This window comes from Gardnerella sp. 26-12, from assembly GCF_001660745.1.
Taxonomy (GTDB): domain Bacteria; phylum Actinomycetota; class Actinomycetes; order Actinomycetales; family Bifidobacteriaceae; genus Bifidobacterium; species Bifidobacterium swidsinskii.
Genome location: NZ_LWSR01000030.1, coordinates 1 through 12,344 on the forward strand (window position 1 = coordinate 1; position 12,344 = coordinate 12,344).

Below are 12,344 nucleotides of genomic sequence, written 5' to 3' on the forward strand. Positions count from 1 at the left end.
GACAGAAACATAAGTTAGTAAGTATCAACTTTAGTTGGTGTTCATTGCATTCTTTTCAACACGCCGACCTTGCTTGATATTCCAACAAAAATAAAAAACAAAACTGTAATTTTTTTCTTATGCTCGACACTTTCGTTTTGCGACATTAGAATGTCCCTTTGGCATATGGGTCGGTGGTGCAATGGACCTCCCAGAAGCTGCCATCCCAGCGCTCAATGAGTGCTTGTTTTTTAGCGACACTTGTTTTACACAACATTTTGCATAGCTTGTTTTTGCAAGGAGAAGAAATGAATTCATTATTCACGTGGCAGCTTCACGGTAATGGCAAAACGTTAAAGCCTGGTGAAGTTGTAGAGCCAGACGAGCGTTTGACTTGGACTCGTACTGCTGGAATTGGTGCTCAGCATGTTATTGCAATGTTTGGTGCTACGTTCTTGGTGCCTATTCTTACGGGCTTTGATCCATCAACAACATTGATGTTTACTGCTATTTCTACAGCACTGTTCTTACTTATTAACGCAAATAAGCTTCCTAGTTATCTGGGAAGCTCTTTTGGTCTTATAGCACCTGTTATGGCTGTAACAACAGCTCATAAAGGTATTGCAGTTGCAAGCTTTGGCATTATGTGCACAGGTTTGCTTCTTGCTCTTATAGGTGTGCTTGTACATTTTGCAGGAGCTAAGTGGATTGACATTATTATGCCACCTGTTGTAAACGGTGCAATCGTTGCAATTATTGGTTTTAATTTAGGACCTGCAGTTTGGACTAACTTCCAGAAAGCTCCAGATACAGCTCTTGTGACATTAGTTGCTGTAATGCTTATTGCTGTAGTATTTCGCGGTCTTCTTGGTCGTTTAAATATTCTTTTAGGTGTTCTCGTTGGTTACGCTTATGCATGCTTCCAAGGTCAAGTCGATTTTAAAAAGATTGAAGAAGCTTCTTGGATTGGTTTTCCTAAATTCCACACGCCACAAGTTGATTTCTCTGTTCTACTTATGTTCTTGCCGGTAGTACTTGTTCTCATTGCAGAAAATGTTGGTCACGTAAAGTCTGTAGCTCAAATGACTGGTCGCGACTATGACTCTAAGATTGGAACTGCATTATTCGCAGATGGTTTTGGTACAGCTATTGCTGGTTTATTTGGCGGCTGTGGTACCACCACATACGGTGAAAATATCGGTGTTATGGCTGCAACAAAGGTTTATTCTACTGCAGCTTATTGGTGTGCTGCAGCTTTTGCTTTTATATTGAGCCTTTGCCCAAAGTTTGGCGCTGTTGTAAATTCAATCCCAGCTGGTGTTCTTGGTGGCGTGACCACTTTGCTTTACGGCATGATTGGCATGATTGGCGTAAGAATCTGGGTAGAAAACAAAGTTAACTTCGATAAACCAGTGAATATTATGATTGCTGCAATCGTTATGATTATTGGTATTGCTAACTTCCAGTTTGCTATTTCTGGAATTCAGTTCAACGGTATTGCAATCGGAACCGTTGTGGTGTTGGTTGTATACCACTTACTGAAGGCTATTGGAAAGCTTACTGGTACGATTGCTAAAGATGATCCTGATGTTGCCTAGCTTAAATACTCCAATTTGATTTAATTTAATCGCTTTAAGCGCGTTCGCATTAACTTGCGGGTGCGCTTTTTGTAATTAATTTTGATTACATAATATATAGATTGGGAATAATTAGTATAGTATCATTAACCTTATGTTGAAGCTCATCATAGAAGTAATTATTGGCATTATGTGGGTTGTTGCTGGTGCATATATGGCTAAAAATAATAAAAATAGTAAGAGCAGTGCGAGCAATAAAAGTAACAAAAATGTACAGACTATATTCTCAATGATGATGAGAAAGATAACAACAATAAGCTTAAGAATGAAAGAAATTGTTCTATGAAAGTTAATCTGAATTTTGCAAAATTTACTTATACTGCAAAAAAGTGGAAGTGGATTCTTGCGATAGTAGTGTTAATCGTCGCGTTTGCTGTAGCTGCAATATTTGCTCTCGCAAGGTTCATAACTGATTGCATGTGGTATTCACAGCTTGGATTTGAAAGTGTTATTTGGATTCAGCTTGCAGCAAAAGTGGGCGTTTGGGTGCTTTATGCAATATTAATGTCTGCTTTTGGATACTTGTCTGCAGCTTTGGCAATAAAAGCGCGTCCAAGCAATGCAGATGGAACTTATATTCGAATTAAAGGCAATGTTATTGATTTAAAGCAGGGAATTAGTTCAAAGCTTGCTTTGCATGTTGCAGGAATTTTTTCATTGATTGTAGGCGCAGTATTTGGATTTAAATTCTACAATCATTGGGCGCAAATTTTGTTAATGTTTAACGCCCAACCTTTTGGCATTAAAGATCCGCAATTTGGAATTGACAATGGCTTCTATGTATTTGTGCTTCCAGGATTAAGGTTATTTATAAATGCATTTGTGCTTTTATTGGTAATATCTCTTGTTTTCTCTATTATTACGCACATTCTTATGGGAGCAATTCGTTTTAATATGCCTATCGATGGTAAAGGCATATTAAGTATTACAAAACGAGCACGTAGACAAATTTCTGTATGGTTTATGCTTGTGATTTTGACATGGGCACTTCAACAGATTTTAGACATGTTCGCTTTAGTAACTCTTGATGGATCTCGAATTACAGGTGGCTCATACACTGACATGAATGCTGGTGTTCCTGGAAGCATAGCAATGGCAGTGATAACAGTGTTAGTTGGTTCTGTTATTGCATTTTGGTTTATGAAATCTCATGCTTTATCTGTAGAAGCACCAATTTCAGTGCGTTTTAAAACAGCAATTAAGGCATGGAAAACACCAATTATTGCTTTAGTTTTTATGATTGTTTGCTCAATTGTTATATCTTTCGCTTGGCCGGCACTTGTGCAGCGATTTAAAGTTGCTCCTAATGCTCAAGAATTGGAAGCTACTTATATTCAGCGTAATATCGATGCAACAAAGTTTGCTTACGGGCTAAATAACGTAAAGAAAGAATCGTATAACGCTACTTCTAAAGGTAAATCAGGTGCATTATCAAAAGAAGCAGAGTCAACTGCGCAAATTCGTTTGTTAGATCCACAAGTTACGTCTCCAACGTTCCGTCAATTGCAGCAATCGAAGCAATATTACACTTTCGCAGATACGCTTTCAGTTGATAAATACGATATTGACGGTGTAAGTCAAGATACGGTTATTGCTGCGCGCGAGCTTGATTTAGCTGGCAACGATAATCGAAACTGGGTTAATGATCATACAGTTTATACGCATGGCTATGGAATTGTTGCAGCTTACGGAAATAAAGTAACAACAGATGGACAGCCACAATTTATGGAGTATGGTATTCCTGCTCAAGGCAAACTTACTAAGTCACAAAAGTATGAACCGCGTATTTACTTCTCACCAAATGCTCCTGAGTATTCTATCGTTGGTTCTCCAAAAGGGACATCTCCATGGGAGTTTGATTATCCGACTGGCTCTCAAGGTGCTTTAACTACTTTCAAAGGCAATGGTGGTCCAAGTTTAGGAAACTTCTTCTCTAAACTTTTGCATGCAATTAGATTTGAGTCTGATCAGATTCTTTTTTCTGACCGTGTGACTTCTGAATCTCAAATTTTGTATGATCGTGATCCTAAGACACGCGTGTCTAAGGTTGCTCCTTACTTAACTTTGGATGGTCGAGTTTATCCTGCAGTAGTAGATGGTCGCGTTAAGTGGATTGTTGATGGCTATACTACTTCTGATTCTTACCCTTATTCTCAAATGACTGATTTTGGTAAGGTAACTCAAGATTCCACAACAACAACTTCTCATTCTATTAAAGGGTTGACAAATCAGCGCGCAAACTACATTCGTAATTCTGTGAAAGCTACAGTTGATGCTTATGATGGATCTGTTGATTTGTATGTGTGGGATACGAAAGACCCTGTGATTAAAGCATGGCGTTCAATTTTCCCAGGTCATTATCATGACATTTCTAAGATTTCTGGCGATTTGATGAAGCATTTGCGTTACCCAGAAAGCTTGTTTAAAGTTCAACGTCACTTATTAGCAAAGTATCACGTCGATACAGCAAGCCAATTCTTCTCTGGAGAAGACTTCTGGCAGATTCCTGTTGATCCAACTGAATCTCAAAAAGCACAAAAAGAAGATATTTTGCAACCTCCATACTATTTGACTTTGCAAACTGGAGACGCAAAGAAACCAGTATTTTCGCTTGTTTCTACTTATATTCCGGCAGGTAAAAGTACTCGTGAAATATTAACTGGTTTCTTGTCTGTTGATTCAGATGCGGGGGATACTCCTGGAAAGATTGGTCCAAATTACGGTAAGATTCGTTTGCAAGAATTACCTAAAATATCTAATGTTCCAGGACCTGGTCAAGCTCAGAATAATTTCAACGCTAATGCAAATGTTTCTAAAGAATTGAATTTGCTTGAATCCGGTTCTACTAAAGTTAAGCGCGGCAATTTGATTACATTGCCTCTTGGCGGTGGGCTGGTTTATGTAGAGCCTGTTTATGTGCAATCTAGCGGTTCTACTAGCTATCCTTTGCTTAAGAAGGTGTTAGTTGCGTTTGGAGATCAAGTTGGATTTGCAGATACGTTAGATGAAGCACTTAATCAAGTATTTGGCGGAAACTCGGGCGCTTTGGCTGGAGATGCTTCTAATAATTCTTCTTCAAACAATGCTGCTGAAAATAATGAATCTAAGGATGCTGATTCTAAAGAAGGTACTTCTAAGGAAAATGAGTCTACGAATTCAGAAAAATCTCATTCTATGAGCCAAAAAGCTAAAGAAGCACTTAAACGTGCGGCTCAAGCATTAAAAGATTCTGATTCTGCTATGCGATCCGGAAACTGGGAAGCTTACGGAAAGGCACAAAAAGAGTTGAGCGATGCTATTAATGAAGCAATGAAAGAAGAATCAGGTAAGTAAGTAGGTTTTCGTTAATATATCAGTTTGTGAGTTACAAAAGTAGCGAATGTTACGTTATTTTCGTTACTTTTGTAGCTCACATGGGCTATTTTAATTCATTTCACAATTGGTTATCTGGATCCTCATCTTCGTCTGCTGAGCCAAGCAGAATTCTTTCACAAACGTTAACGATGCACATAAGAAGCGCAGTAAGAATTATTATTACTATTGTTGCAGAAAAAATAAGTGGTGTTCTAAATGAGTTATAAGCGAATTGAAGCCAAATTCCTAGCCCATCTTTGGCTCCCAAATATTCTGCAGTTGAAGCAGTTCCAAAAACATAAGCTGCACTAATGCGTATGCCACCAAAAATTTGGCGAGCTGCAACTCTTAATTTAACATGCCACAAAGTCCAAGTTCTGCTTGCTCCACAAGTTAAAGCAACATCTGTATAAAAACTTGGAACAGCGTCAAGACCTCGTATAGTTTGCACAGCAATAGGGAACATGCTGAAAACCATTACTATTACAATTTTTCCAGATATTTCAAAACCAAACCAAATCAAAAAAATTGGCGCAATAGAAATTAATGGCATAGTTTGCGCTGCGCATAAAAGCGGGAATAAAGCAGATTTAACAAGCTTACAAACATGGAAAATAACACCTAAAAGAATTCCAACTACTATTGCAATAGAAAAACCGATAACTGTTTCTTGTGTTGTAATTAATGCTGCAGGTAATAGAGTTGGCAAAGAGTCAGCTGTTGATTGAGCAATTGAAGATGGTGTTGGAATCAAATTTTCCGAAATTTTATAATATTCGCATGCGTACTGCCAAAAAACAAGTAAAACTATTACAGAAAATACAGTTGGCAGATATTTAATTAGCATACGTTTAAAACGCGATTGCGTCATGAAAACTCGATTCCTTTCTGTAAATGACTTCGATTGCTGCCCCAACCGAATTATTTAAGACTACAAATAGCATGTACATTCTATTAGAAGCGCACAACTTCTGTGAATTTAATAGTGTACATGATTTTTATTTGTCTCTTTAACCGTGCATAATCTAAATGTTTCGTGAGTCAATGTGTGGCAAACTGTAGCAGGTTGAATCTGCGCAGGGGCATTGAACGGCGCGAGCTAGGCCCTTTGTTACCGTTTTCTGCCGAGTTCGTGTCACTTTCCCAGAAGAACGGTACAAGAAACAAAGTAGGGAACTCATGAATATGCGTATTGTAAAGCGTACTCTTGCGTTTGTTCTTTCTGCGTGCTGCGTATTTTCTTTCTCGGCATGTGGATCTGCAAGTAGTAGTAAGAATGCAAATCTTCGTAAAGTGTCGTTTATGCTATTTTGGGCACCGGATACTAATCATATTGGTATTTATGTTGCTAAGCATAAAGGATGGTTTAAAGATGCTGGATTAGATGTCAATATACTTGCTGTTGCTCAGACTGGTTCGGAACACGCAGTTGATAGTGGTGTTGCTGATTTTGCTCTTAGCACTTTGACAAATGCTGCTGATTTTTCAACAAAGGGAGCAAATCTTGAGCAAGTTATGCAAGTTCAGCAAAAGCCAAGTGCTATTTGGTGTTCACTTGCTTCGAACAATAAAATTCATTCTCCAAAAGATTTTGATGGTCGTACTTTTGCAACTTTTGGTTCAGCTGAAGGTGATGCTGTAATTCGTAGGATGATTCAACACGATGGTGGTCAAGGTAAGTTCGACAAAGTGACTGTTGGAACTTCAACTTTTAGAACTCTTGAATCTGGCAAAGCTGATTTTGGTGGTTTCTACGGCACTTGGGAAGGTGTACAGTCTGAAATGTTTGGGCCAAAGCTTCGCTGCTTCATGGAGGGCGACTACGGTGTACCAGGCCAGCCAGATACTATTGGAATAATCGCAAATAAGCGTACTGTAGCTAAAGACCCTAAGCTTGTTCGAGCATTTGTTAAAGCTGCAAAGCGCGGATATGAGTATGCTTATGAACATCCTGATGAGGCTTCTGAAATTCTTGTGAAAGAAGCAAAAGATGCTAATCTCGACATAAAGTTTGTTCAGCGTAGCATGAAGATGATTGTTGACGGTCAATATTGGGGCAATCGCGCGGATATTAAGAGCGGAAAATTTGTGTTCGGAACCACTGATGTTAAAGGCGCTCAAGCTTACTTTAACTTCTTAAGTAAGGAAGGTGCTTACACTGATTCTAAAGGCAAAGTAACTCATAAAACTCCGCAAGCAAAAGAATTGTCTACTGACGAATTTTTGAAATAAATAACATAATGACTTGAGTCTTGATAGAATAGGCTGAAGTATATAAGGGCGTATCGAGTAGTTGTAATTTTACGTTCAGCTACAATCGATGCGCCCGTTTTGTTGTTTTGCTAAATATTTGAATGGGGAGTGGTCTGCCATGGCATCGGATTTTTGGCTTATTGCTGGCTTGGGAAATCCTGGTACAAAATATGAGGGTACTAGACACAACATGGGTTTTATGGTTGCAGACGTTTTGGCACAACGTTGGTCAGTATCTCTTTCTGATCACAAAGGTTTAGCTAAACTTGGCAAAGGTGTTATGAATCTTGATGGTCGCGTAGCAAAGTTTTTCCTTGCTAAACCGTTGACTTTTATGAATGATTCTGGTGCTGCAGTATCTTCTATAAGCTCCTATTATCAAATAGAACCGGATCATATTGTGATAATTCACGATGATATGGATTTAGATTTTGGACGCATTAAAGTAAAAGCAGGAGGCTCTGCGGGAGGACATAACGGTATTCGTTCTATCGATCGCTCTCTTGGCACTCCTCAATATTCTCGAGTGAGAATGGGTGTTGGTCATGCGCAGCGTGGTGCTCACGCGCACGATAATACTGTCAATTGGGTTCTTGGAGGTTTTGCTGCAGCTCAAAAATCTGATCTTCCAAACTTTTTAGCAGATGGTGCTGATGCTGCAGAAAGTATTATTTTCCATGGATTAGCAGCAACGCAGGAGAAGTTTAATGGCCGCTGATAGCAGGTCTAATATCAAAAGCAACAAGAATGATAAGACTGATGATATTTCAGTAATAAGCTTGAGAGATATTCTTAATGATTTATCAACTAAGGATTCACTTTTTAAAGCTTTATCTGAATATGATCTTGATGCGATATCTGMTNTMTYKTNTRCRMAWSTSCRARYMMAMRWSGTAAAGATTTAGATTCAATAAGTGGAGATTTAACAATTTCTTCTCCTATTGGCATTCGTTCTGCTATTGTTGCTGCATTAGCTAAAAAAAAGCCGGTTGTTGTTATTGTTCCATCGAGTAGAGATGCTGAAGATTTTATTGCATCTGTACGTGATTGGTACGATGGTGATGCTCAAGACGTTGCTAAATTAGAAGCGTGGGAAACGTTACCTCATGAAAGGCTTTCGCCTAGAGCAGATACTGTTGCTAGCAGGATTGCAGTGTTTCGTAGGCTTTGCCATCCTGAAAATAACACATCACTTTTTGGTCCGATTCGCGTGTTGGTTATGCCTGTGCGATCGCTTATTCAGCCTGTAGTTGAGGGCATTGGTGATATAGATCCTCTGTTATTTGAGTGCGGAAAAGAATTAACTCTTGAATATGCTGTGAAACGTTTGGTAGAAAACGCATATACTCGTGTTGATTTGGTGATGGAACGCGGAGAGTTTGCTGTTCGCGGTGGAATTATTGACGTTTTTGCGCCAACGATGACACATCCTGTGAGAATTGAATTTTTTGGTGATGAAATTGATACTATAAAGCAATTTCATGCTTCTGATCAGCGCACTTATGGCAATAATATTGCAAGTATTTGGGCTACGCCTTGTCGTGAGCTTCAGATTACAGAAAAAATTTGCAAGCGTGCGCGTTCTCTTATTGGCTCAATTCCAAATGCTGACGATATGCTTGAATCAATCGCAAATTCTATACCTGTAGAAGGTATGGAGTCTTTGTTGCCTGCACTAGTGGATCGCATGGAATCAGTGCAAAATATGCTTCCAAAGGAATCTGTTATTATTCTATCTGATCCCGAAAAATGCCGTAGAGCTGCAGATGACGTAACTGCTACAGCTAACGAATTCTTAGCAGCTAGTTGGCATGTTGCTGCTTCTGGTCACGGTTCTGGAGCTCCAATAACATTCGATCAAGCTAATTTCTTGGATTTTGATGAAACGATTTCATCGTTAGAATTGTCTAATCATGACGTATGGAAATTAACATCTTTTGGTGTTGACAATCAAATTTATGGAAATATTGCTTTGCCAGCATCGGCGCCACAAGAGTTTCGAGGAGATGAATCGAAAGTTTCTGGCGGCATCACTTCTCTTGTTGACAATGGTTTTGCTGTAACTATTACTGCAGCGGCTTCTGGTACTCTTGCACGCTTGAGGCGCGCTATATATGCGACTGGTGTACATGAATTTACTACAGTGCGCTCAAGTATTTCGGATGGCTTCATTGATAATGTTGCGCGTATCGCGATTCTTACAGAGCGTGATCTGACAGGTAAATCTTCTGCATCAGCTCAACTAAAAACTCCAAAACGCAGGCGCAAAGCAATCGACCTAATGGAACTAAAGCCTGGTGATTTCGTTGTGCACGAGCAGCATGGTATTGGACGTTTTGTTGGCATGAAACAACGTAATATTGCTGTTTCGGGTGGTAGTGCAACTCGCGAATATTTAGTCATTGAATATGCTCCTAGCAAACGTAACGCTCCTAACGATAAGCTTTTTATTCCAACTGATCAGCTTGATTTAGTGAGTAAATATATAGGTGCAGAAATACCAAAGCTTAACAAGCTCGGAGGTTCCGACTGGGCTCAAACTAAAGCAAAGGCTAAAAAGCATGTTCATGAAATTGCTGAAAATCTTATTAAACTTTATTCAGCAAGGCAGCAATCTCGCGGATTTGCATTTAGTAAAGATACTCCTTGGCAAAAAGAGTTGGAAGACGCATTTCCTTATCAAGAAACTGCTGATCAGCTTACAACTATTGATGAAGTAAAAGCAGATATGGAAAACCCAATCCCAATGGATCGCTTAATTTGTGGAGATGTTGGTTTTGGTAAAACTGAAATTGCGTTACGTGCAGCTTTTAAAGCTGTGCAGGATTCCAAGCAAGTTGTTGTTTTAGTTCCAACGACCTTGCTTGTTCAGCAGCATTACGAGACTTTTACAAATCGCTTTGAAGGATTCCCTGTAAAAGTTGCTGCAATGAGTAGATTCCAAACTTCTAAAGAGATTGAAGAAACTTTAGCTGGATTGCAAGATGGAAGCATTGACGTTGTTATTGGAACGCATAAGCTTTTGAATCCTAGTATAAAGTTCAAAGATTTAGGTTTGGTTATTATTGACGAAGAGCAGCGTTTTGGTGTGGAACATAAGGAAACGCTTAAAGCTTTGCGCACAAACGTTGACGTATTAAGTCTTTCGGCAACGCCAATTCCTAGAACTCTTGAAATGGCTGTAACTGGTATTCGTGAAATGTCTACTCTTGCAACTCCTCCAGAAGATAGGCTTCCAGTGCTTACATACGTTGGTGCGTATGATAATTCTCAAGTTGCTGCATGCATTAAGCGTGAATTGTTGCGTGGGGGTCAGGTTTTTTACGTCCATAATCGCGTTGAAGATATTAGTTCTGTTGCAAGTAAGATTCAGGAGCTTGTGCCAGATGTTCGTGTTGCTATTGCTCATGGAAAAATGGGTGAGAAGCAGCTCGATGCTGTTATTCGTGATTTTTGGCATAGAGATATTGATGTGCTTGTTTGTACGACGATTATTGAAACAGGTCTTGATATTTCTAATGCAAATACACTTATTGTCGATCACGCAGATAGATTCGGTTTAAGCCAGTTGCATCAGCTTCGTGGTCGAGTAGGTAGAGGTCATGAGCGTGCTTACGCTTACTTTTTGTATGATCCGTCTAAGCCTATGACACAACAATCTCACGATAGGCTCTCAACAATTGCTCAGCATACTGCGCTTGGTTCTGGTTTTGATGTTGCGATGAAAGATTTGGAATTGCGCGGAACTGGAAATTTGCTTGGAGATGAGCAAAGTGGACACATTGAGGGTGTTGGATTTGATTTGTATGTTCGTATGGTTTCTGAAGCTGTTGAAAAATATAAGGAACCTGAAAGAGTTGAGCCTGTTTGCGTAACTATTGATCTTCCTGTTGAAGCTTCTCTTCCAGTTGATTATATTGCCTCTGACAAGCTTCGTTTGGAAGCGTACAGGAAGCTTGCTGCTGCTAAGGATAATAGTGATTTGCAAGAACTTCACGATGAGCTTCTTGATCGCTTTGGTAATCCACCTGAAGAGTTTGAGTCTTTGTGTGATGTTGCTCGTTTGCGTTTTAAAGCACGCGAGATTGGTATTACGCAAATCAGCTCTCAAGGAAAATCAGTGCGAGTTGTTGGCATCGATCCAAAAGAGTCTGTGATGATGCGTTTGAAGCGTATTTATAGAGGATTGCAGTATCGTCCTCTTACTCATATGCTTATTGTTCCAGCTCCTTTTGAATCTTCACTCGGGTCTGGTTCAATGAGTGAATCAGATATTCTTAAGTGGTCTAAGCAATTACTTGAAGACTTAGCGTGGTGATTTGTAATATCTGTTGCAATATAAGTGTTAAAAATATTTATTGCAATGCCATGCGTAGTTCGTCTTCTATTTCAACGTGATTATTTGGACGCTTTTGTGCATCAAGTTGGCTTCGATCAATATTCCAGTTTTTCTCAATAATTCCGTCTTTGATCATAAGAATTCTGTCAGAAAGTCTTACTGCTTCGGAAATATCGTGCGTGACCATTATCGTGGTCCAGCCATGTTTTTGCCTTAGATTATCAAGCAAATCTTGCATGTCTAAACGAGTTAAAGCGTCTAATGCTCCGAAAGGCTCGTCTAAAAGTAGTAATTCAGGATTATGAACTAAAGCTCTAGCTAATGAGACTCGTTGGGCTTGACCACCTGAAAGTTCTGATGGCCATTTCGAACCATAATTATTAAGTTGCATATCGTTAAGAGCTTTTTCTGCAATAGATTTTAGTTCTGATTTGTTTCCTTGCATGCCGAAAACTACGTTCTTACTTACTGTTAGCCATGGTATTAATCTTGCATCTTGGAAACCTATTGCTTGATGTTGTGTGACGTTTATTGTTCCAGAATCAGGTTTGATTAATCCTGAAATAACTTTAAGAAGAGTGGTTTTTCCGCATCCTGAGCGTCCTATTAGAGATACGAATTCGCCTTTTTTAATATTTAGATTTATATCTCGTAATATTTTAGCGTTATTTTTAAAAGTCACGCCAATATGTTCTAGAGTAACGCAGTAAGAGTTATCTTTAGTCTCATAGTTTTCTTCTATTTGAGTGTTCATATTTACTCCTACTGCGTTGCTCTAAATC

General features: G+C 39.1%; 5 protein-coding genes and 2 pseudogenes. 5 read left to right on the plus strand and 2 right to left on the minus strand.

Going from position 1 to position 12,344, the window contains the following annotated elements; translation table 11 throughout:
* Positions 1-287 precede the first annotated feature (287 nt).
* The gene (locus tag A5295_RS02750; protein WP_004119362.1) at positions 288-1,577 is read left to right on the plus strand and encodes a uracil-xanthine permease family protein; all 1,290 of its coding nucleotides are present in this window, start codon (positions 288-290) and stop codon (positions 1,575-1,577) included.
* A 133-nt stretch (positions 1,578-1,710) separates the two neighbouring features.
* A pseudogene (locus A5295_RS02760) lies at positions 1,711-4,949 on the plus strand (UPF0182 family protein).
* A gap of 100 nt (positions 4,950-5,049) precedes the next feature.
* Here A5295_RS02760 and A5295_RS02765 read toward each other — a convergent pair.
* Positions 5,050-5,841, minus strand: coding sequence for an ABC transporter permease (locus A5295_RS02765; RefSeq protein ID WP_064621639.1), 792 nt, complete (start codon positions 5,839-5,841; stop codon positions 5,050-5,052).
* Positions 5,842-6,149: 308 nt separating this feature from the next.
* On the opposite strand from A5295_RS02765, the gene A5295_RS02770 reads away from it, so the two are divergent.
* The 3 genes and pseudogenes from A5295_RS02770 to mfd all read left to right on the plus strand — a co-directional run bounded on the left by A5295_RS02770 (position 6,150) and on the right by mfd (position 11,541).
* A complete protein-coding gene (locus A5295_RS02770; RefSeq protein WP_004111395.1) occupies positions 6,150-7,202 on the plus strand; it encodes an ABC transporter substrate-binding protein in 1,053 nt (350 codons plus the stop codon).
* 139 nt (positions 7,203-7,341) lie between these two features.
* Positions 7,342-7,941: an aminoacyl-tRNA hydrolase gene (pth, locus tag A5295_RS02775; protein WP_004111397.1), complete on the plus strand. Its 600-nt coding sequence runs from the start codon at positions 7,342-7,344 to the stop codon at positions 7,939-7,941.
* Positions 7,931-11,541, plus strand: a pseudogene (mfd, locus tag A5295_RS02780) (transcription-repair coupling factor). The gene pth and the pseudogene mfd overlap by 11 nt, the downstream one beginning before the upstream one ends.
* A 37-nt stretch (positions 11,542-11,578) precedes the next feature.
* On the opposite strand, the gene A5295_RS02785 reads toward mfd, so the two are convergent.
* Complete coding sequence (locus A5295_RS02785; RefSeq protein WP_012914090.1) at positions 11,579-12,316, minus strand: ABC transporter ATP-binding protein; 738 nt, start codon at positions 12,314-12,316, stop codon at positions 11,579-11,581.
* Between the last annotated feature and the right edge of the window lie 28 nt (positions 12,317-12,344).